Origin of the sequence: uncultured Gemella sp., from assembly GCF_963529685.1 — a bacterium.
In the GTDB taxonomy this organism is placed as follows: Bacteria; Bacillota; Bacilli; order Staphylococcales; family Gemellaceae; genus Gemella.
Window position 1 is genome coordinate 1 of the sequence record NZ_CAUSAI010000027.1, and the last position, 23,674, is coordinate 23,674.

Annotated in this window: 22 protein-coding genes; all 22 read right to left on the minus strand. The window is 31.4% G+C overall.

Annotation, left to right across the window (positions count from 1 at the left end; all coding sequences use genetic code 11):
• Positions 1–246: 246 nt before the first annotated feature.
• Positions 247–1,626, minus strand: coding sequence for a Fe-S cluster assembly protein SufB (gene sufB, locus RWS90_RS05180; protein ID WP_314549313.1), 1,380 nt, complete (start codon positions 1,624–1,626; stop codon positions 247–249).
• Between the two features lie 23 nt (positions 1,627–1,649).
• Positions 1,650–2,087, minus strand: coding sequence for a Fe-S cluster assembly sulfur transfer protein SufU (sufU, locus tag RWS90_RS05185; protein WP_314549282.1), 438 nt, complete (start codon positions 2,085–2,087; stop codon positions 1,650–1,652).
• Complete coding sequence (locus RWS90_RS05190) at positions 2,077–3,303, minus strand: SufS family cysteine desulfurase (protein WP_314549315.1); 1,227 nt, start codon at positions 3,301–3,303, stop codon at positions 2,077–2,079. The genes sufU and RWS90_RS05190 overlap by 11 nt, the downstream gene beginning before the upstream one ends.
• A 5-nt stretch (positions 3,304–3,308) precedes the next feature.
• On the minus strand, positions 3,309–4,598 hold the full coding sequence (gene sufD, locus RWS90_RS05195; protein ID WP_314549284.1) for a Fe-S cluster assembly protein SufD: 1,290 nt from the start codon (positions 4,596–4,598) through the stop codon (positions 3,309–3,311).
• Between the two features lies 1 nt (position 4,599).
• The gene (gene sufC / locus RWS90_RS05200; protein ID WP_314549286.1) at positions 4,600–5,340 is read right to left on the minus strand and encodes a Fe-S cluster assembly ATPase SufC; all 741 of its coding nucleotides are present in this window, start codon (positions 5,338–5,340) and stop codon (positions 4,600–4,602) included.
• Between the two features lie 209 nt (positions 5,341–5,549).
• Entirely contained in the window at positions 5,550–6,446 is an 897-nt protein-coding gene (locus RWS90_RS05205) for a C39 family peptidase (protein ID WP_314549288.1), read from the minus strand.
• 11 nt (positions 6,447–6,457) lie between these two features.
• A complete protein-coding gene (locus tag RWS90_RS05210; protein ID WP_314549289.1) occupies positions 6,458–7,321 on the minus strand; it encodes a DMT family transporter in 864 nt (287 codons plus the stop codon).
• A gap of 2 nt (positions 7,322–7,323) precedes the next feature.
• On the minus strand, positions 7,324–8,460 hold the full coding sequence (locus tag RWS90_RS05215; RefSeq protein ID WP_314549291.1) for a glycerate kinase: 1,137 nt from the start codon (positions 8,458–8,460) through the stop codon (positions 7,324–7,326).
• A 494-nt stretch (positions 8,461–8,954) separates the two neighbouring features.
• Positions 8,955–9,815, minus strand: a complete 861-nt coding sequence (locus tag RWS90_RS05220) for a farnesyl diphosphate synthase (protein ID WP_314549293.1) — start codon at positions 9,813–9,815, stop codon at positions 8,955–8,957.
• A complete protein-coding gene (gene xseB / locus RWS90_RS05225) occupies positions 9,808–10,008 on the minus strand; it encodes an exodeoxyribonuclease VII small subunit (protein ID WP_314549295.1) in 201 nt (66 codons plus the stop codon). The genes RWS90_RS05220 and xseB overlap by 8 nt, the downstream gene beginning before the upstream one ends.
• Positions 10,008–11,267 (minus strand): exodeoxyribonuclease VII large subunit, encoded by a 1,260-nt coding sequence (gene xseA / locus RWS90_RS05230; protein ID WP_314549298.1) that lies wholly within the window; start codon positions 11,265–11,267, stop codon positions 10,008–10,010. The genes xseB and xseA overlap by 1 nt, the downstream gene beginning before the upstream one ends.
• A gap of 13 nt (positions 11,268–11,280) precedes the next feature.
• Positions 11,281–11,676 carry a transcription antitermination factor NusB gene (nusB, locus tag RWS90_RS05235; RefSeq protein ID WP_314549300.1) on the minus strand — a complete coding sequence of 132 codons (396 nt, stop codon included), beginning with the start codon at positions 11,674–11,676 and terminating at the stop codon, positions 11,281–11,283.
• 14 nt (positions 11,677–11,690) lie between these two features.
• On the minus strand, positions 11,691–11,996 hold the full coding sequence (locus RWS90_RS05240; RefSeq protein ID WP_314406621.1) for an Asp23/Gls24 family envelope stress response protein: 306 nt from the start codon (positions 11,994–11,996) through the stop codon (positions 11,691–11,693).
• Positions 11,997–12,185: 189 nt separating this feature from the next.
• Positions 12,186–14,807 (minus strand): alanine--tRNA ligase, encoded by a 2,622-nt coding sequence (gene alaS, locus RWS90_RS05245; RefSeq protein WP_314549302.1) that lies wholly within the window; start codon positions 14,805–14,807, stop codon positions 12,186–12,188.
• A 368-nt stretch (positions 14,808–15,175) separates the two neighbouring features.
• Entirely contained in the window at positions 15,176–15,664 is a 489-nt protein-coding gene (cptIN, locus tag RWS90_RS05250) for a type III toxin-antitoxin system CptIN family toxin (protein WP_314549304.1), read from the minus strand.
• A gap of 275 nt (positions 15,665–15,939) precedes the next feature.
• Positions 15,940–16,308, minus strand: coding sequence for a S1 RNA-binding domain-containing protein (locus RWS90_RS05255; protein ID WP_314549305.1), 369 nt, complete (start codon positions 16,306–16,308; stop codon positions 15,940–15,942).
• Complete coding sequence (gene tkt / locus RWS90_RS05260) at positions 16,298–18,274, minus strand: transketolase (RefSeq protein WP_314549306.1); 1,977 nt, start codon at positions 18,272–18,274, stop codon at positions 16,298–16,300. The genes RWS90_RS05255 and tkt overlap by 11 nt, the downstream gene beginning before the upstream one ends.
• A gap of 16 nt (positions 18,275–18,290) precedes the next feature.
• The gene (gene recR / locus RWS90_RS05265; RefSeq protein WP_314549308.1) at positions 18,291–18,887 is read right to left on the minus strand and encodes a recombination mediator RecR; all 597 of its coding nucleotides are present in this window, start codon (positions 18,885–18,887) and stop codon (positions 18,291–18,293) included.
• A gap of 1 nt (position 18,888) precedes the next feature.
• The gene (locus RWS90_RS05270) at positions 18,889–19,206 is read right to left on the minus strand and encodes a YbaB/EbfC family nucleoid-associated protein (protein WP_003146124.1); all 318 of its coding nucleotides are present in this window, start codon (positions 19,204–19,206) and stop codon (positions 18,889–18,891) included.
• Between the two features lie 123 nt (positions 19,207–19,329).
• Entirely contained in the window at positions 19,330–21,042 is a 1,713-nt protein-coding gene (gene dnaX / locus RWS90_RS05275) for a DNA polymerase III subunit gamma/tau (protein WP_314549310.1), read from the minus strand.
• A gap of 205 nt (positions 21,043–21,247) precedes the next feature.
• Complete coding sequence (locus RWS90_RS05280) at positions 21,248–21,430, minus strand: hypothetical protein (RefSeq protein ID WP_314549311.1); 183 nt, start codon at positions 21,428–21,430, stop codon at positions 21,248–21,250.
• A gap of 127 nt (positions 21,431–21,557) precedes the next feature.
• Positions 21,558–23,674: mucin-binding protein (locus RWS90_RS05285; RefSeq protein WP_314549312.1), on the minus strand; the 2,117-nt coding region annotated here is incomplete at its 5' end.

A 23,674-nucleotide genomic window follows, 5' to 3' on the forward strand; every position in this document is an offset into this window, starting at 1 on the left:
AAATCAATATAGCAATTTATAAACAAGTGGAATGATTAAAAAGAACTAAATTTTAACAAGGTGTATGTGATAACTCATAGACGCAGTGGTTTATTGATATCTAAATACGCTTTATAAAAGCCTTTTAGATATATCTAACAAGCTTTGAGGGGAGACTCAACAAAATCGATTTTGATGAAATCACGATTTTTGAGTCTCCCCTCTTTTCTTCTTCTTTATTTAAAATTTAAATTTTTATGTTATAGATTATCCTATAGATCCTTCCATCTCAAATGAAATTAATCTGTTTAATTCAACAGCATATTCCATAGGAAGTTCTTTTGTGAATGGTTCGATGAATCCCATAACTATCATTTCAGTAGCTTGACCTTCATCAAGACCTCTACTCATTAAGTAGAATAGTTGTTCTTCTGAAACTTTAGATACTTTTGCTTCGTGCTCTAAGGATACGTTAGAGTTTTTAACAATATTGTAAGGAATAGTATCAGATGTTGAGTATTCATCTAAGATTAAAGTATCACATTCAATGTTTGAACGAGAACCTTCAGAATTTTTACCGAAGTGAATCCATCCACGGTAGTTAACTTTACCACCACGACGAGACATTGACTTAGAAACAACAGTAGATGATGTTCTAGGTGCTAGGTGAATCATCTTAGAACCTGCATCAAGTACTTGCCCTTCACTAGCCATAGCGATAGATAGTGTATTTCCACTTGCTCCTTCTCCAACTAAAATACACGCTGGGTATTTCATTGTTAATTTCGAACCTAAGTTTCCATCAACCCATTCCATAGTACCATTTTTCTCAACAATCGCACGTTTCGTAACTAGGTTATAAACGTTTGTTGACCAGTTTTGGATAGTTGTATATCTGAAACGAGCATTTTCTTTAATAAATATTTCTACAACAGCAGCGTGTAATGAACTTGCTGAGTATGTCGGAGCAGTACACCCTTCTACATAGTGTAAAGAAGAGTTTTTTTCAATAATAATTAACGTACGCTCAAACTGCCCCATTTTTTCACTGTTAATTCTGAAATATGCTTGAAGTGGAGCTTCTACTGATACATTCTCTGGACAGTAGATGAATGAGCCACCTGACCAAACTGCAGAGTTTAATGCAGCAAACTTGTTGTCATTGAAATCAACGGCTTTTGAAAAATATTCTTTGAATATTTCTTCATGATTTTTTAGTGCTGTATCAGTATCTTCAAAGATGATTCCTCTCTCTTCGAATTGTTTATGCATATTGTGATAAACTACCTCTGACTCATATTGTGCAGATACACCCGCTAAGTATTTTCGTTCTGCCTCTGGTATACCAAGTTTTTCAAAAGTATTTTTGATTTCTTCTGGCACTTCATCCCATGAGCGTTCTGTTTTTTCTGATGGTTTTACATAGTATGTTAAATCCTCGAAATCTATTTCTGATAAGTCTCCACCCCATGTAGGCATTGGCATTCTATAGAACTCTTTTAATGCATTTAGACGGTATTCTAACATCCACTTAGGTTCTTCTTTTCTTTCAGAAATAGTTTTAACGATTTCTTTTGTTAATCCTTTATCAGTCTTGAATATAGATACATCTTTATCTGAAAATCCATACTGATAATCGGTAAACATTTCTTCATTTTTATTCAATGCTATCACTCCTTCTTCCTATTTTCTTCTAATATTTTTTCTGTAATCTTCCACGCTAACGTAGCACACTTAACCCTAGCTGGAAGTTGGGAAATATTTTGTAATGAGATACTATCTTCAAGATTGTCTTCGTCAAAGTCATTTCCCATAATCATATTTAGAAAATTCTTAATTTTAACATTTGCACTTTCTACTGATAAACCTTTTAATTCCTCAGTTAGCATAGAAGCTGAAGCTAGCGAAATCGAACAACCAGTCCCTACGAATTTTATATCTTCGATAATATCGTTAACTAATTTCACACTAACTGTTATTTTGTCTCCACATGAAGGATTTAGCATTTCCAGTTTATAGCTATTTTCAATTGCTCCATTATTTCTTGGATGTTTACTATGATCTAAGATAACTTGTTTATATAAACTTTTTAAATCACTAAAACTCATTTTCAAAAAACTCCTTCGTTTCTTTTAAAGTTTGAATAAAGAAATCTATCTCTTCTTTCGTATTATATAAATATAGACTTGCTCTAGCTACTGAATATGTATCTAGTTTTCCTAGTAATGGTTGTGTACATTGATGTCCTGCTCTTATACAAATTCCTTTAGCATCTAAGAAACTTGTTAAATCGTGGGGATGTACTCCAACTAGATTAAATGATATTAATGAAACTCTTTCTTCAATATTTTTTGTTCCATAAATTTCTATATTATCTATTTTTGAAAGTTCAGTATACATATACTCAGTAAGTTCTTTAGTGTACTTTTCAATATTTTCTAAACCGACATTATTAAGATACTTAATAGTTGCTCCTAAGCCGGCAGCTTGTGCTAGTAGTGGTGTTCCCGCTTCAAATTTATCTGGCAGAATAGCCCATGTAGCTGAATTATCTTCAACAATACCAATCATTCCTCCACCGAATTCAACCGGATTAAATTTTTCTAATAGATTTTTTTTACCGTATAGAACTCCAATACCAGTAGGTCCACACATCTTATGTGCACTAAAAGCTAAAAAGTCACAGTTCATTTTTTGAACATCGATTTTTAAATGAGGAACTGATTGTGCCGCATCTACTACAAAATAAATATCCCTATCTCTTAATAATTCTCCAATTTCATAAACTGGATTAATATTTCCTAATACGTTAGATGCATGACACATAGAAACAATTTTAGTTTTATCTGTAATAAATTCTTTTAATTGTTCAATACTAATTCTTCCTTCTTCATCTAATTCTAAATATTTTAAAACTAGATTTTTACGTTTAGCTAGTTGTTGCCAAGGAATAATATTAGCATGATGTTCCATGTAGGTAAGGATAATTTCATCTCCCTCACTTACATCTTGCTCCAAAATTCTAGCAGTAAAATTTAAACTTTCAGTAGTTCCACTAGTATAGATTACTTCTTCATAACTACTTGCATTTATAAATTCCCTAACTAACTCTTTAGACTCTTCATATATTTTCTCTGATTCATCACCTAAGGTATAAACAGATCTATGAATATTAGAATTATAATTTTTATAGTAATCCGAAATAGCATCGATTACTTGATTAGGTTTTTGAGTAGTAGCTCCATTATCAAAGAATATCAAATCATGGTCAGATATCCTTCTTTTTAATATAGGAAAGTCTTCTCTATATTTACTAAAATCTATCATTATTATTCACTCTCATTATTGTTAATTTTTTCATCAATAAGCACTGTTACAAGTTCTTTAATTTTATCTACTGTCAACTCTGAAATAACTGGAGATAGAAATCCATGAACTAATAATCTACTAGATTCTTTTCTAGTTAATCCTCTACTTTGTAAGTAGTATAGTTGCTCTTCATCAATACGACCTAGAGATGCTCCGTGACCAGCCATAACATCATTTTCGTCAATTAATAACATTGGGTTGGCATCAGCTTTAGCTTCCGAAGAAAGTGTCAGCATTCTTGAACTTTGGTAAGCATTAGAACCTGTTGCACCTTTTACTATAAATCCAACACCATTAAATACTATGTGTGATTTATCTAATAGTACACCATGTTGAAGGATATCACCTTTACTACTTAATCCTTGGTTAATTACTTCACTATTGAAGTAAGTTTTTTGTTCTTTAACTCCTAGAGTTACAATCTTAAGGTTAGCTTCAGAACCATCCCCTAGAATATTCGTTGTATTATCATGATATACATCTGCCTCATCCATCGCAGCAACATTCCAGTTGATTAATGAATCTTTATAAGTTAAACCACGACGTAAAATAGTCCCACGTTTTTGTCCTGGTTGGTTCGTTATAGAGCTATAGTTTACTTTGGCTCCATCATGAGCAACTACTTCAGATACTAAACTGAATGGCGCTTTATCATCTTTTTGGTTATTTACGTAGTTTTCAATAAAGTTGAATTTAGCGTTATTACCAACTTGAATAGTTACATGGTTAAATAAACTTTGTTCTTTATCAGTTATTACAATATATTGAAGCGGTTCTTCAATTACAGCATTATCCTTAACGTCGATAAATAATCCCGCATTTAATAGTGTGTAATGAACCGCAGTCACTTTGCTTTCCGCATAATCAACAACACTCATAAAACTGTCTTTAATATGATCATCATTCATAGCAGAAAAAATATCTTTAACAACTACTTTATCTGCATATTTTTCTGGAATATTAATATGAACAATAGTATTATTCTTTTGAATTACAGCAAAATCATCGCTATTAATACCATATTCAGCTATTTCTACATCTCCCTCATTTTCTAATCTTAGAGTTGAAAAATCAACATTAAATAAGTTCCATCTTTCTAACTCCATAGACTCTAATTTTGGAAAAGGTAGCGTATAACTCTTATATAAAGCTAATTTTCTAGTATTTAAAAACCAAGTAGGTTCATTTGTATTATTAGAAAAGATGCTTTGTAAAGTTTTAATACTTAGTTTTAATTTATTATTCTCCATATTAAACCTCTTCTTTTAACCAGTCATAACCTTCTTTTTCTAAACGAAGTGCTAGTTCAGGTCCACCTGATTTTACGATTTTACCATCCATAAGTACGTGTACAAAATCCGGTTCAATATAATCTAATAATCTTTGATAGTGAGTGATAATTAAACAACCGAAGTTTTCACCGCGCATTTTATTAACACCTTTTGATACGATTTTTAGTGCATCAATATCTAATCCAGAATCTATTTCATCTAAAATAGCAAATTTAGGTTCTAACATCATCATTTGTAATATTTCGTTACGTTTCTTTTCTCCTCCAGAGAAACCATCATTTACATAACGTTGAGACATTTTTAGGTCCATGTCTAAAAATTCCATAGTCTTATCTAGTTTTTTAATGTATTGCATTAAAGGAATACTATCTTCTCGCTGCGCGTTAATTGCAGATTTAATAAATTCTGAAGTTGGTACTCCTGGTACTTCGGATGGATATTGCATAGCTAGAAATAGTCCTGCACGAGCTCTTTCGTCAACTTCCATTTCTAGTACTTCTTCATTATCAAGTAAAATACTTCCACCATCTACTTCATATTTAGGGTGTCCCATTATTGCAGATGCTAATGTAGATTTACCGGCACCATTTGGTCCCATTACTGCATGTATTTCACCAGATTTAATTTCTAAATTTAGTCCTTTTAATATTTGTTTTTCATTAATTGATACTTCTAAATTTTTTATATCAAGAACTGACATTACTTTTCCTCCATCTCATGTATTATCGCGATTTACACATTAACAATCTTACTAATAATCGCTATTTTCATAATTATAATTATAAAGGTTTTCACAATAATTATCAAATTATTGGTTTGGCTAAAATTTTTAATTCAAGTTAAATTTAATATTAAAAATAAAAAATAAATCTCCAAAATTAAATTTAATTTTGAAAATTTATTTTTTGTCTATTTTGAATATTCCCACATAGCTACTATTTCGGTTTTTAATTCATCAAATGACCATTTTTTCAGCGTTCTTGTGTAACTATTTGGATCATTAATAATAAAATTACCATCATTATCTACTGCTGTGATAAGTATAATATGTCCTACTGTTGTAAATTTTCCAGGGTGTACTGATGCAATTATTGGATGTCCTTTACTTAAACTATTTTTCATCGCTTCTTTATTTAAAGGTACTCCAGTAGATTTAACACCATACTCTTTAGCAATATAATCGAAGAAACTCCATTTAGTTCCCGCATCTGTAAAGTAACCAGTTGCCTCTTCTTTTTCTGCAATATTCTTAGGCGTTATTGATTTGTCATCTAATATGCCACTTAATGCCATTGCTACACATGTTGGACCACATCCCCCAATAGCGATATTAGTTCCGCCTAGTTTATCATAAGCCCAGCGTTTATCCCATTGTATATAGTAAGGATATTTTCTATTAATTTCTACTGTTTCTCCTTCTTCAAAAGGACTGGCTTTTTGCCCCGCTAGATAGCCTAATATATATTGTGTTGCATCTTTATTATTTACTAATAGTTTTTGTTCAGCCTCTGGTAGATTTTCTCTTTGCAAATAGATTAACTGCCCTATAAGACTGCCATTTGCATTTTGAAGCAAATTATTTTCGATTCCTCTCGGACTTGTGATAAACGGCGCCGGTTGAGTTACACCAACAATTCCATCTCTTGCAACCGCAACGTTCTCTTTTACAGTTTCTTTCTTTTCAACACTTTCAAAATTTGAAACTTTATTAAAAAGTAATCCCTTGTTACTTTGAAAAACATACAGTGTTATTGAGCAGATGGCTATAAAAACAATCGTTGTTAGTTCTATATATTTTCTTTTCATCTTACACCTCTTTATTTTGTCTTTTTGACTAAAATTATTCCTATTGAAATAACTATAATATATCCTATTAAACTTTGCAAGTCTGGTAACTCGCTAAAAAATATAAATCCTAAAATCCCTGAAAACAAGACTTGTGAGTAATCAAAAACTGAGATATTTTTCGCAGCAGCATATCGATAAGCAAACGTTACCCCGTACTGACCTATCGTTGCCGATGCCCCCGCTAATATTAGCATTGATAATTGATATATGCTCATTTCTCTATAATCAAATATTAAATAAGGTAATAACAATAACGTTGATAATGATGAGAAAAAGAATATAATAAATTCACCTGAAACGTTATGCGTACCCAAGTACCTTACACAAGTATAAGCAACACCAGAACAAAACGCTCCTAAAAGTGCAGCAAAAGCACCCAGGCTAATAAGTCCATTACCTGTTGGCTTAATAATAAATCCCACACCTATAAAAGCAATTATTATAGCTGTTAGTTGAAATCTTGTCATTTTCTCTTTGAAAAATATATATGACAAGATTATTATTACAAAGGGAGATAGTTTTTGTATTATTGTTGAATCAGCTAAACTTATATGACTTATAGCATAAAAATTAAAAACTAATCCTATAGTACCAAACACACTCCTCGATATTAATACTCCCCACGACATTTTACTTTGAGGGAATTTAATAGCTTTCCAATGTTTAATCAACGGAATAGAAGATATTGCAACGGCAATTATATTCCTAAAGAAGCCTTTTTGCATAGCAGGTAGATTTCCAGAGAGTTTTATAAATAGCGCCATTAGCGAAAAACCAAATCCTGCAATAATTATGCAAAATATTCCCTTTAATATATTATTTTTTTTATCCATTATTAGAACTCCAATAGATTAAATATCTGAATAACAGTATTTTCTATATTTTTTATAGTGACATCTTTTTTCATTGCATTTTCTAAAGGTAAAAACTCTCTTTGAACCGCAAATGAAGAATCAACTAATTTCTTATTTTCATCGCTAAGTTGATTCAACTGTTCGTCCAGAATGCTACCAGCTAAGAAAATTACTTTTTTATTATACTTTTTCGCTATTCTAGCAAGTTCAATCGGCGCTTTACCCATATAACTCTGACTATCTAATTTTCCTTCACCTGTGATAAGAATATCAATTTCACTAATTTTCTTTTCTAAATCTAAATATTCAATCATAAACTTAGAGCCACCTTGAATTTTAGTGTTGCAAAAAGATAAGAATGCAAATCCAAGACCACCTGCAGCGCCACTTCCTTCAAAATTTGAAAAGTCATTTTTCATTTTTTTAGAAACAAGATTTGAAAAATTTATTATATATTTATCAACTTCTGCAAAACTTCTTTCATCTAGTCCTTTCTGCCCTGAATAAACATACGTAGCTCCATTTTCCCCATATAGAGGATTATTAACATCACAAATTATTGTAAAGTTTGCTACTTCTAGTTGTTGATTAATACCACTCAGATCAATTTCGCAAATCTTACTTAAATCTTTTATCCCATGTTGACAAAGTTTTCCAGATTCACTTAAAAACCTAACGCCTAGCTCACTAAGCATTCCAATACCACAATCATTAGTTGCACTTCCACCCAAGCCAATTATGAAATGTTTAACACCCTTATCAAGTAAATTATTAATTAATCTTCCTAACCCAACAGTGGATGTTTTATATGGATCTTTATCTGCATCTGAAAGCTGTTTTAATCCAATAACTTCCGCAATTTCTATAACAGCTTCTTTCCTATCTAAATTTTCTAGATAACTAACGATAGTATCTTGTGAAGCGGCATTTACAGTTTTAAATTGCTTTTTCTCAAAATTTTTAAATATATCCAAAAATCCATCCCCACCATCAGCAACAGATTCTGTTAAAACTTCTAAATTAGAATATCTTTTACTTATTGTACTCTTTATAGTATTTCCTATCTCAATTGAAGATAAAGAACCTTTAAATTCATTAACAGCTACTAAAACTTTCATATAATTTTTACCCTCCTTACAATAGATTTATAATCTTTAGTTAATTTTATCATCATTTTATCATTATTTAAAGGTTAAACAATTAAAATAAAAAAATAAAAATATTTTCAACGATAAAATTTACACAAATACTTTAAATTTATTATTTTTTTTAGTATAATAATTATGTAAAGTATTTTACTTTATATTTAGGGTTAAAAATTAGAACTCACTTTTTGATTTATCAAAAATACAGTGTTAATTTGTCTGCTGCAGAAGCAAACTACTTTTAGTTTTACAAATTATAAGTAATCCTCATGTTTGTGCCAGTAATCTCCAGCTAACATTTTAAATATATTAGTTCTAAGAGTTTCTAATTCCCTAAAGTCAGGCTAATATAATAACTGTAAAAAACCACGAAGTTTACCCCTAAACTTTCGTGGTTTTTAATAAGTGCCAAAATAACTCAAAATGGTATATGAATCCACAATGAGTTATTTAAAATCTGTCGTATGTTATTTTTCTCTTTTTAATAGATAATTCGCAAAATCTATTAATAAATCATTATTTAATTTTTCAGCAATATTTATAGCATTTGTAGTATGTTTTTGAAGTAAGTCTTCACATTCTTCAATTCCATAAAAACTAAGATAAGTAATCATATCTTCATCACTCGGTAGTTTTCCTATTTTTTCAAAATCTCCATAATAATCAAGAATATCATCTTTAATCTGATATGCTATTCCTAATTGTTGACCAAATTCTCTTATTTCTGCGTAATCGTCTGATTTATTGGCTACTAAGCATGCAAAATCCATAGGGAGCTCAATTAAACGACCTGTTTTTAAACTGTGCATTCTTCTTAAGTAATCTGCATCAACATTATAATTTTTTTGTTTAACATCATACACTTGACCAGCAATCATTCCCATAGCACCTGAATAGTTAGCAAATTGTTTTATAAGTCTAACTTTTAAGTTAGGATTCACATCACAATCACTAAGAACCTCAAAGGCTAATGTAAGCATTGCATCTCCTGTTAGAACCGCTACATCTTGCCCATAAACTTTGTGGTTTGTCAGTTTTCCCCAACGATAATCATCATTATCCATTTCCGGAAGATCATCATGTACTAATGAATAAGTATGAACTAATTCTATTGCTAATGCAATGTCAAAATACTTACTGTAATCTATTTCGTAATATTTAAGCAAATACAAAAAAGATAGTGGTCTTATTTTTTTTCCATCATTAACTAAAGAATACTTAATAGATTCCTTTAAAATCTCCGGCATTTCTAGTTTTTTGATATATTCTTTAGCAAAAGTATTTAATTTTTCTTTGTTTTCTTCTATGAATGCTTTGAAATTATTCATTTTCTTTGAAATCCTTAGTTAATTTAGCTACTTCTTTTTCAGCGTTATCGATTAGTTTATTACAGTTTTTTATTAAATTTATTCCTTCTTTATAACGCTCTAATGAATCTTCTAATGATAATTTCCCTGATTCTAATTCAGCAACAATTTTTTCTAAGTTCATTAAACTTGTTTCAAAATTTTCTTTACTCATTACTTAACTCCTTTATCAGATATATTATTTACATCACACTCTAAACTTCCATCTATAAGCTGTACAGTGACTTTATCTCCTATTGTGGCCTCTTTTACTGTTGTTAATTTTTTATTATTCATAAAAGTAACTGAATAACCTTTTTTCATGATATTTAATGGAGAGTTTGCTTCTAGACGATTTATCTCATTAGTGAAATTTTCTTTGAAACGCCCTAACATGTCATATGAAATAAATTTATCAGATGAGTTAGTTAGTGTATTCTTCTTATCTTTAATCAATTGATGTAGAGTTTTATTTAAGTCTTTTTCTAATATCTCCAATGATTTTCTATATTCAATATAAATTTTAGAATAGTTCTTAAAATATGGATTGTTTTCACTATTAACAATTCTACTCTTATATGTTTGAATGGTGTTATTTAAAATACTATTTAATTTTTGAAAATTAAATTTAATTCTATTCTTTATATCTTCAATATTCGGTGTAACTAATTCAGCCGCTGCTGTTGGTGTTGAAGCTCTTCTATCAGAAACAAAGTCAGCAAGAGTAGTATCTGTTTCATGTCCAATACCAGTAACAATTGGTGTTCTGCAATTAAATATGGCTCTAATTACTTCTTCAGTATTGAAACTCCATAAATCCTCTATTGAACCTCCACCACGGCCTAGTATTATTACATCATTTGATCCATCATCGGCTAGTTTTATATTTTTAACAATATCTTGAACTGAATTTTCACCTTGCACCAATGTAGAGTATATATTAATCTTCGCAATAGGAAATCTTCTTTGGATAGTTCTTGTTATATCTTGTATGGCTGCACCTGTTTTCGCAGTGACTACAGCTATATTTTGAGAAAAACTAGGTATCTGTTTCTTATACTGAGGTAAGAATAAGCCTTCTTTTTCTAATTTTTCTTTTAACTCTAAAAATTTCTTATACAGTTCCCCAATTTTATCTTTTTTCATATCAACTACTAACAAGTTATGTTCTCCCCTAGGGAAATAGTAATTAATCTTCGATTTAATTAAAACTGTATCTCCATCTTCAAAATCTTTAGTTTTTGCTCCAAACCATACCGCATTTATCCTTGTATTCTCATCTTTTATAGAAAAATAAATATTATTGTTATTGTGAAGTTTAAAATTCGAAATTTCACCTTTAATATATATTTCATTTAAGTATGGATCTAATAAGAACTTTCTCTCAATATACTTATTCAGGGCTGTAACGGTTAGATATGTTTTTTCCTCCATCTAACTTTACCTCTTATTTTATTGAGTTTTCTACAATACCTTTTAATACTCCATTAATGAATTTATAACTTTCATCTTTTTCACTATATTTTTTTGAAAGTTCAACCGCTTCATTGATAGAAACTTTGTAAGGAATATCACTATATAATATTTCATATGCCGAAATACGTAGAATTTGTCTATCCATTTTAGATAAACGATCTAGTTTCCAATCTTTTAAATTATTAGAAATCACAGCATCAATTTCTTCTTTCTTCTCAAGTATTTCAGTTAAAGTTTTATTAACATAAATACTAGTTGAAATTTCTTCTTGTTCCAAATCTAATAATTCGATAAAATCTAGTTCAGTATTTTCTACTTGAAATAAAATTTTAAAAACTGCTTCTCTAAGTTCGTGTCTGCTCTTCATCTATATCTCCTAAATTAAAAATCAATTCCCAGTATGTTTACATTTACTGTCTTTGTATTTATCTCAGTCATGTTGAAAATAGAATTTCTAACATTCTCTTGGATTTTTCTTGCTGTTTTAGCCACTGAAAACCCTGTTTTTAAATTACAATATACATCAATAACTAATTCTGTTCCTGCAAATTCTAATTCCACACCACGTGAATATACTTTTTTACCTAATAATTTAGATACTCCTTCTACTTCAGTTGCTGCAATATTAGCAATAACTTCAAGGGCACTTGGGTTAATTTCTACTTTTCCTAATTTTTTAGTTTCCATTTACATTTCCTCCAAAATTATATTTAATACTATAAATATCAATTAGCATTAAATTATTATCCGTCCATAATAATCCTTTTAATTATACCATATTTTAAAAGAAAAAGGGAGAGATTACCTTAAAAATAGTTGTTTATATAATACTATTTTATAAAGGTAATCTCTTTCTTGTTATTTATGTATAAATTATTAAATATTAGTTAATAACTCTTCAAATGCTTTGTCGATATTATCTTTGTTCTTAGCTCCTGCTTGAGCCATATCTGGACGTCCACCACCGCGTCCGTCACATACTGTTGCTAGTACATTTACTAGTTTTCCTGCATTGTATTTATCAGTAATAGCTTTATCTACCGCAACTACAAAGTTTACTTTATCTTCATTTACTGAAGCAAAGGCAATAACATAGTTTTCTAATTTAGACTTAGCGTTATCAACAAGTTGTTTTAAGTGATTCATGTTTTCTGATTCAACAACACTTGTTAATACATTTACACCATTTACTTCTTTAATGTTATTTACTAAGTTGTTTAACTCAGCATTAGCAATTTTTTGTTGTAAACTTTCTTTTTCTTTAGATAATTTCTTAATTTCAGATTGTAATGCAGATACTTTTTCTACCACGTTAGAAGCATTAGCTTTTGTTAATTTTTCAACAGAACGAAGAGTTTCTTCTTGTTCTCTTAAATACTCGTATGCTGCTTTTCCAGTAAGAGCCTCGATTCTACGAACACCTGCAGCTACTCCTGATTCAGATACAATCTTAAAGATACCTACCTCAGCACTGTTAGCATTGTGAGTTCCTCCACATAGTTCGATAGAGTAATCTCCGATAGAAACAACGCGTACTACATCTCCGTATTTTTCACCGAATAATGCTTGAGCACCAAGTTTTCTTGCTTCAGCAATAGGCATTTCTTCTGTTTTAATTTCTAATGCGTTCCAAATTTGTTTATTTACTTCTTGCTCAACTTTTTCAATTTCTTCTTTTGTAAGTGGAGCAAAGTGAGTAATATCAAATCTTAGTTTTTCATCAGTTACTAATGATCCCGCTTGTTTAATGTGAGATCCAACTTCATGACGAAGTGCTTCATTTAATAAGTGAGTTGCAGTATGGTTTTTCTCAACATTTAATCTATAAGCTCTGTCAACTTCTAGTTTATATTCAGTTCCTACAACTAGTTCACCTTCCACTACTTTAACGAAGTGAATGTGACGTTTATCAGGAAGTTTCTTAACATCAACAACTTTCGCTTTGAATCCTTCAGCTAAAACTAGTCCTTTGTCAGCTACTTGACCTCCACTTTCAGCGTAGAATGGTGTTTTATCAAATACTACTTTTACGATATCTTCACCTTTGTAATTTTCTAATAGATTATCTTCTTTATCAACGATAGCTAATAATTTTCCTTCATCTGTAAGTTTAGTATATCCAGTAAATTCACTATCTCCTACAATTCTATTATATAAGTCAGATTGAACTTGCATAGAAGAATCATCTTGACGAGATGAACGAGCACGCTCTTTTTGTTTTTCCATTTCTTCATTAAATCCATCGATATCTACTGTTAATCCTAATTCTTCTGCATATTCTTCTGTTAATTCGATTGGGAATCCAAAAGTATCATAAAGTTTGAATGCATCTTTACCTGAGATTACTTTTGTAGTATCTTTAACTTCATTAGCAATGTTATTTAAGATAGTTTCACCATCGTGAAGTGTTTCATGGAATCTATCTTCTTCTTTAAGGATAACATCTTTAACAAAGTTTGCACTTTCTTTTACATTTGGATAATAATCTTCCATAATTTCTGCAACAATATCTGTAAGTTTGTACATAAATGAGCCATTTAATCCTAAAACTTTAGCGAATCTTACTGCACGACGTAATAATCTTCTTAAAATATATCCACGTCCCTCATTTGATGGTAAAGCTCCATCAGCAATAGCGAATGCAACTGTTCTGATATGATCAGCAATAACTTTGAAAGCCACATCTTGCTCTGCATTTACACCATATTTAGCTCCTGATAGTTTTTCAATTTCTCTAATAATCGGGATAAATAAATCTGTATCAAAGTTTGTTGGAACATCTTGCAATACAGAAACAATTCTTTCTAACCCCATACCTGTATCTATGTTTTTCGCTGGAAGTTCTGTATATGTACCATCTGCATTGTGGTTATATTGACTGAATACTACATTCCACACTTCAAGATATCTATCGTTTTCTCCACCTGGATACATCTCTTCTTTTGGTGACCATGTGTCTGCGTCTTCTCCGCGGTCATAGAAAATCTCTGTGTTTGGTCCTGATGGTCCTTCACCGATATCCCAGAAGTTACCTTCAATACGAATAATTCTTTCTTCTGGTAGACCAATTACATTTTTCCATAAATCATATGCTTCATTATCCTCTGGATGAACAGTTACTGACAATTTTTCTTTTTCTAATCCTAACCATTTTTCTGAAGTTAAGAATTCCCATGCCCAAGGTACTGCTTCATTTTTGAAGTAGTCACCGATTGAGAAGTTACCTAACATCTCGAAGAATGTGTGGTGACGTGCAGTTTTACCTACATTTTCAATATCATTTGTTCTAATTGATTTTTGAGAGTTTGTAATTCTTGGATTTTCAGGTATTTCTCTTCCATCAAAATATTTTTTAAGAGTTGCTACTCCTGAGTTAATCCAAAGTAAAGTAGGATCATCTACCGGTACTAAAGAAGCACTAGGTTCGATTTTGTGCCCTTTTTCTACGAAGAAATCTAAGTACATTCTTCTAATTTGTGTTGATGTTAGTTGTTTCATTAATTATTTCTCCTTTCAAGCTAACAAATAAATAAAAAATCCCTTGTGTAAAATTAATTACACAAGGGACGACTATAATCGTGTTACCACCCTAATTCGAGTACATTGTACTCCTCATTAGTTTTTATAACGGCTTAAATGCCGATGAAGCACTATATAGGTAGCATAAAAGTTCTATTATGAATCCTTTTCACCGCTAGATTCTCTCTGTTAAATAATATACTTAACTTTTAATTCCTAAACTTCATTGTATATGTATGTTATTATAAACAGTAAAGTTACATTTGTCAATAGATTTTACTAAGAATTTCTCATTTCAAACACAAGTTTTATCACATACTTTATTTAAAACTTTTTAGTATAGCTAATTATTTATAATCTTCCTTATTTAACCACCTATATATTTTCATTACATTCGGTTGTAATGGTGTAAGTCTAACATCTCTTTTCAGTAAAGACAATACTTTTCTAGATTTCTTATCAATTTTTTTTGCCAAATGTTCACTCGTTATTTTTAAATGATTTCCACCAATAGTATATTCTCTTTCTATGTATTGAGAGGTAATAGGAAACATGTCTTGAATTAAAAAAACACTTTCTTTATCATTATCCAATTTTGCGATATGTAAAATATCACATTTAGTTCCCTTTTTCTCTTTGTTTTTTATTATTTTTTTATACTTTTCTAACTTACTAGACACAGGTATAATCCAATATATACCTGTCTTTAAATCTTCAAAACAATAATAATGCGGTCTATTCCCTTGTTTATTCCCTTTTAAAAAAGGATCATTCACAATATCAAAAAAATTTTCTTTTATAATATAAAATCCTGTTTTTCCATTTTTTATCCCCAAAAAAAGTCCTCGCGATTAAGCAGAGGACTTTACTTTCAACCCAACCACTTTTATTCCGCATGTTGGTCAGCGGAAAACTTACAACCCGACCATTTATATCCCACTTATCGGTCAGTGGACCTGTACTATATATAGATTATCCTAAATTAATACTTTTGTCAATTAAAAATATTATATTATTTATTTGAAACCCAGTGAACAATATATAATTTACTATAAATTTTAGACTATTACTTAATGCATCGTAAAATTTAAAATACAAGAATAAGTAGATTTTACTTAGAATTTCTAATTTCAAACATAGCTTTTTTCTGCCAAAGTTTCATGTTTTGTTTAAGAGTATCAAATCCATATTCAAAATTCAATGTATCCAAACTATTGATTTCTTTTTTATTTGTATCTTTTTTCTGTTTAAAATTTAAGGTTGCATTAATTTTATCATCTTTTATCGATAAAACTTTCACTTCTAAAATCTCATCTTGTTTAATATAGCTACTAATATCAAATATAAAACAATTTGTAATTTCTGAAATGTGAATTAGCCCTACCATTTTATCTCGAGTTTCTATAAAGGCTCCGTACGGCTTAACTGCTGTAACTTTTACCTTAATAATATCACCCGGACGTATTTCTCTATAGCTCATTTTTAATTTTCTCTACAACTGCTTCAACTGTAAATCCATATTCTTCGATTACTTTATTAGCAGGTGCAGATGCTCCAAATTTATCAATTCCAATAGCTAATCCATCTAAACCAACATATTTGTACCAAAGAGCACTGTTACCCATTTCTAATGATACACGACGGCGTACACTTAATGGTAATAGTTCTTCTTTGTATTCTTTTGATTGTTCTTCAAATAGTTCTACTGATGGCATACTTACTACACGTACTTTAGAACCATCTTTTTCAAGTTCACGAGCAACATCAATTGCAAGAGCAACTTCTGATCCTGTTGCGATTAAAATAGTGTCGAAATCAGTAGCTGTTTCATAAACAACATATGCCCCTTTTGCAACTTTTTCAAATGAAGAGTTTTCTAAAATCGGTAAGTTTTGACGAGTTAATACGATAGAAGTTGGTTTATCGTTTGTTTTTTGTGATAAGTACCAAGCAGCTTGAGCTTCTGTTGCATCAGCTGGTCTGAATACATAAGTATTTGGTATTGTTCTTAATGATGCTAAATGCTCGATTGGTTCGTGTGTTGGACCATCTTCACCAACTGCAATACTGTCATGCGTGAATACATAAGCTACTGGTAAGTTTTGTAAAGCTGATAATCTTAAAGCAGCTTTTAGGTAATCAGAGAATACGAAGAATGTTCCTCCGAATACACGAACACCACCATGTAATGTTAATCCGTTAAGTACAGTAGCCATTGCAAATTCACGAACACCAAATTGTACATTACGTTCTGTTCTATTTGCATCATCTTGTAATCCATCACCTTTAATGAATGTCATATTAGAGTGTGAAAGGTCAGCCGATCCCCCAAAGAAAGTTGGTAAAACAGCTGCAACACTATTAATTGCATCTTGAGATGAATTACGAGTTGCTTGAGCTTCTCCAACATTTTTGAATGAAAAACTTTCTTTAGTTAGACGATTGATATCCTCGCGCGAAAGAACTTCTTCTAATTCACTAGCTAATTCAGGATATTTAGCTTTATAATCCGCGTATAATTTTTCCCATTTAGCATATTCAGCTTCTCCACGATCTGCAACATTTTCTTTAAAGTCAGCATAAACATCTGCCGGAATATCGAATGGCTCATTTTCCCAACCGATTTCTTTTCTAAATAATGCTGTTTCTTCTTCTCCTAATGGAGCTCCGTGTACGCCATTAGTTCCTTGTTTATTTGGAGAACCAGCTCCGATAATTGTTTTCACTTCGATTAATGTTGGTTTATCAGATTTTTTAGCTTGTTCTATAGCTGCGCTAACCGCTTCTACATTCGCTCCATCTTCTACTAAAATTGTGTTCCATCCATATGCATCATATCTAGCACGAACATTTTCAGAGAATGCATCTTTAGTTTCCCCGTCAAGACAGATATCATTTGAATCATATAATACTACAAGTTTATTTAATTTTTGTACTGCAGCAAAGCTTGACGCTTCTGATGCTACACCTTCCATAATATCTCCATCACCACAAATTACATATGTATAGTGATCAAATAAATCATAACCTTCTTTATTATATTTAGCCGCTAAATATCTTTCTGCTAAAGCCATACCCACAGCAGTTGAGATACCTTGTCCAAGTGGTCCTGTTGTAGCGTCCACACCTTTAGTGTGACCAAATTCTGGGTGTCCTGGAGTTTTAGATCCCCATTGACGGAAGTTTTTAACTTCTTCTAATGAAACATCTTCAAACCCAGATAGATGTAATAAAGAGTATAATAGCATTGATCCATGTCCTGCCGATAATACAAATCTATCTCTATTAATCCAGTCTGTTTTTTTAGGATTAACTCTTAAATGTTTTGAAAATAATGAATAAGCCATAGGTGCTGCACCCATTACTACTCCTGGGTGACCTGATTTCGCTTTATTAATGGCATCTACACCTAAAACTTTTATCGCGTTTACTGATTTTTGTGACATAAAATGTCCTCCTAAATTATAATTCTATTCTACCCGAAATAGCTCTTGATAAAGTAACTTCATCAACATACTCAATATCGCTTCCAAAGGAAATCCCCTGAGCTATTCTAGTAACTTTTATATCTGTATTTTTTAAATATCTCGAAATAAAGCTCGCTGTTCCCTCACCTTCTGGAGATGAATTAGTAGCAAGAATTATTTCTTTTACGGTTTCGTCTTGTGCTCGTTCAAAAAGTGACTTAATATTAATGTCAAGTGGTCCTATTCCATCCATCGGAGAAATCAACCCATCTAGCACATGATATACTCCTCTATATTGTTGCATATTCTCCATAGCGACTAAATCATTGTCATTAGCCACTACACATATAGTAGATTTATCTCTTCCATTGTCAGAACAAATATCACAAATATGTTCTTCACTAAGTCTTCCGCATACCTCACAATTAGTTAGTTTTTCTTTTAAATTAACAAGACTATCTGCAAAGTTTTTTATATCATCATCATGCATTTTTAAAGTATGAAACGCTAATCTGACTGCTGTTTTTTTCCCTATTCCTGGTAATAAAGAATAGCTTTCTATTAAATCTAAAATTGGTTTAGGATATTGCATCTTATAATCCTGGGATGTTTAATCCGTTTGTAAATTTACCTAAAGTTTCTTCTTTTAATTGAGTAGATTTTTCTAGTGCATCGTTTACTGCTGTTAAAATCATATCTTGAAGCATTTCGATATCTTCTGGATCAACAACCTCTTCTTTAATTTTAATATCTAAAATTTTACCGTCTCCATTAGCAATTGCTGTAACCATGCCACCTGATACAGTCCCTTCAACAGTTTGATCTTTTAATCCCTCTTGGGCTGCTAACATGTCTTTTTGCATTTTTTGCATCTTTCTCATCATTTGTTGCATATTTCCCATTCCGCGCATAATATTTCCTCCTAATGTCTATTTTAACTATTTATAATATAATTCTATTTAAAATTTTACAACTTGTCAATAATTTACAATGTTTTTCAAGTTATTTCAATTGTTTTTTTCATTATGGTAATACTAGTTCTCAATTATAATATCTCCAAACAACTCATCAATTTTTGTAATGTTAATCTTCTCATCTTGTTTTTCCTCTTCAAGAGGTTCTTCAACAGGATTATCTAACGCTTTTTTTAGTATTTCATATTGATGGTCTTGAATTGTATATATTGTATAATCAACCCCAATAAATCTCTTGAACAAACTTTCCAAATATTTTTTATATTTAGAGTTTGGTGTCATTTTAACCATATTATCTACTTCGTTAAATAAAAGTAATCCACCCTCTTTAGATGAAGCTATTAGCTTACAAGATTTAAATAGTTCACCCATAGCTACTACTTCAGGGTTGTTTGTATTTAAGCTGTCATTTATAATTTTATTAAACACATTGGCTGCATAATTTGTAAAACTCTGATTTGAATCACTAATTAAATCTATTATTTTAGCCTTATCTTTAATTATTACTTCCTTAATTTCTTCTTTTGGTGTACTATCCAAATTCGTTGAAATACCTGTTGTTACTTTTGTTTCCTGAGTAATATTAGGGACGTTGTCATTTATATTTGATTTCGCTAAATTGTCTAAGCTATTTCTTAATTGGAATAATTTATCCTCAAGTAATTTAATTCTATTCTCCAGTTCAACAGTTCTTGCATTAGATACTGTATTTTCTACATTGTTAACAACAGGAACTTTATTAATCCCTTCTTCTTTTGAGCAAATTTTAACAATACATATTTGCATATAACTCATATACTCAGTAGAAAATCTAATAAATTGCTCCGTCTGTGACAAATACTCTATTATTTTATAAAAATAATCAAAATTAACATTTTCTATTTCTGCAGCAATTTTATCAACATTATAAACAGTATGTTTAGTATCTTTTAAATTTTTATATACTACTATATCTCTAGTTACGTTAATTAAATCATTAAGCAGTAATTTCGTGTCTTTAGCCTGAGCGACAAACTCATTGTATTTTAATAAGGATTTTGTAACATCTCCTTGCAATAATCCTTTATAAAATTCTAAAATATCATCTTCACTGATAGATGATGTGACTTCTAATATATGACCTAATGTAATTTGTTCTGAGTAATTAGATACTTGATCTAGTATACTAATCGCATCTCTTAATCCACCTTTAGCAAGGGTCGCAATCTTTTCTATAGCCGCTTCTTCTATTACCAAGTTTTCTTCTTTTGCTATATATTTAAGTCTATCTATCAATTGATCTTGCGATAGATTTTTAAATTCAAATCTCTGACACCTTGATAATATTGTCGCCGGTATTTTGTGGATTTCTGTAGTAGCAAGTATAAAAATCACATGTGCAGGTGGCTCTTCTAATGTTTTTAATAAAGCATTAAAAGCTGCTGTAGTTAACATATGTACTTCATCGATAATATATACTTTATATTTACCTTCAGTCGGTAAAAATTTAATAGCTTCTTTTATATCACGAACTTCATCGACACCATTGTTGCTAGCTGCGTCAATTTCTATTATATCAACATTTTCTTTTTGATATACTTCATTACTATTAACTTCATTAGCGAATATTTTAGCAATAGAAGTCTTACCTGTACCTCGAGATCCATAAAATAAATAGGCATGACTAATTTGATTTTTGTCAATTGCATTTTTCAAAACAGAAACTATATGATTTTGACCTACAATATCATTAAATGTTTGCGGACGATATTTCCTATATAATGCTTGAAACATAATTACCTCCTAAATTATTTTAACTAATTCATTATACCATATTTTCAACATTACTTATAGTGAAAACAGTGGAATTACCTACATTAATCTTATAGTATATAACGCACTCTTTCTACAAAAAAAGACTAAGAATTAATTTCCTAGCCCTTTAGTAACTACTTAGTTATAATTAAAAATACTCCTACAACAAAACAAATTATACTTGTTATCTGTACTGTAATATTCTTCCAGCTCTTTTACTATCCTTAGCATACTTTTCGATATTTTCCGGTAACTTCGCTTCTTCATAACTTATGTTGACACCGCTAATTAAATGAGCGTTATCTCCTCCTAAAATATACTTTGCTATAACAAATAATACACTTGCAATATAAAATATTATAAACACCACGGCATAATTTATATAATTCTCAGGTAAAAGAACAGACGATCAAAAAACACCCTCGAAAAATATCGAGGGTGTTCTTCTCGTTCAAGTTAGTTTCTTAACCTAACTTGAACTTCTAAGATTTATCTTAGTCGTCATTTTTTTCTTTACGACGTCTTACTGCTGCAAGTAGTCCACCTAAGATTCCTAATCCTAATCCTGCTAATCCTGTGTTAGTTTCAGTTGTACCAGTATTTGCTAGACGAGTCGGTTTAGTTGGCATATCTGGCGTTTTCGGAGTTACTGGTCCTTCTGGTTGTACAGGAACAACTGGAGTTGGTTTTGGAGTTTTTCTTTCTGGTGTTGGTTTTTCTGGAGTTACCGGTACATAGCTGATTGGTGTATCCTTAGTTGGATCTTCCGGCACGTCTGGTACTTCGTATCCTTTAGATGGATCTTTCGGATCAACTGGTTTTAATGGAGTTCCATTTGGACCTACAGGGATAAATCCTGGTACGTAAGGTACACGTGGTTTATCTGTTCCTGGTTTTGTTGGATCTTTTGGATCATTTGGATATGTAATTGGATGAACTGGTGTTACTCCTTCTGGTACTTTCGGTACCCATGAACCAAGTTTGTCGTAAACTACTGTTTGTGTTATGTTCATTCCCGCTGTTGCTTTAATATCTTCTTGAGAAGCATCGATATCTCCGCCACGAACGATGTATCCATCTACAGATGGTAATGGGTTACCATCTAAGATACTATCATCTCCTACTACTGTCCAGTCACCGTAAGTGATTTCTCCAGTTACTAGGTTAACTTTAGCACTACGTTTGAACTTGATAGTTTCTGTATGAGTAGCTGCTACTTCTTTTCCGTTTTGATCTACATAAGTGATTATACGAGTTGCAGTTGTTTCTGTAACTAGATCTTTCACTGTATCTGGCCATACTGGGCTATTTGGATCTTCAGGGAATACTGGTTCACCTGGGTTTGGTGTTGATGGTGTTACTGGTCTTAGTGGGTTGTTTGGACCTACTGGTTTAGTTGGGTCAGTTGGAACCATTGGTTTATCAGGGCTGTTTGGATCTGTTGGCACAATAAGTGGAGTAACTTTAACGTTGAAGATTTGATCTTTACCATTATCGTTGTCGAATACTCTATCTGTATCTGCTGAAGGGTAGTCATTACTTACTACAGTGTAACCTTTCTTAACAAGTTCTTTGATCTTGCTTTCAACTTCTCTAGACTTAGTGAATCTAGTTCCTGAACCACCTTGATCAAATACTGGATCAGATACTACTTTACCGTTGTTATCTACGAAGTTTGTGATAGCTTTTTGTCCATCTTTAACGTAGTTAACTGGTGTATTTGTAGTTGGATCTTTTGGTACTGGTGGTACTTCATATCCTTTAGATGGATCTTTTGGATCAATCGGTTTCAACGGTACAAGTGGGTTAGTGTTTGGATCTACTGGTTTAGTTGGATCTTTCGGCACTTGTGGTGTTGTTCCTGGGATATGTGGAATCACTGGTACTTTCGGACTATTTGGATCTTGTGGATCTTGTGGTTTAGTTGGACTTGGTGGTACAACTTTACCTGGTTCACCTGGTACATTTTCGTATGGTGTATCTGTTACCGGAGTTGGTGGTGTTACACCTGGTGGTACTGTAATTGTAACTTTTCCTACTGGTACATATCTAACTTTTAGATCTTGGTTAGATGAATCTACTGTTAAATCTGTTATAGATGCTTTAACTTTAGATCCATCAGCTTCTACTAAGTCACCTTGTGTATCTTGGTTAGGTTTTACAACATATCCTTTAACAACTGGTGATTTAACTTCTGCAAATTTAGCTGTACCTGCAGCTGTCCATCCGCTTGTAGTGTCTGTTGCTGCTACGTCTGCAATACCGTCACCTGTTGTGTCGTATCCTACTACTGAACCGTCTTTTGGATTTACAACTACTGTACGTATGAAGCTTACTTTATTTGTTACTTTTGGAGCTTCAGTTGGCGATACTTCTTCATCTGTACCGTCTTTAATGTAAGTAATTGTACGAGTTACTGACTTGATGTTGTTTAGTTTATCAAGAGCATCTTTCGTCCATTTTGGCCCGTTTGGATTCTTAGGATCGATTGGGGCTCCTGGTTTAGGATTTTGTGGATCTTCGTTAGGATTTTGTGGAGTTGTTGGTGTTACAGGCACTGTCTTCGCTACTGTTACTACGAAGTTTTGATCAACTTTTGAATCTTTATCGA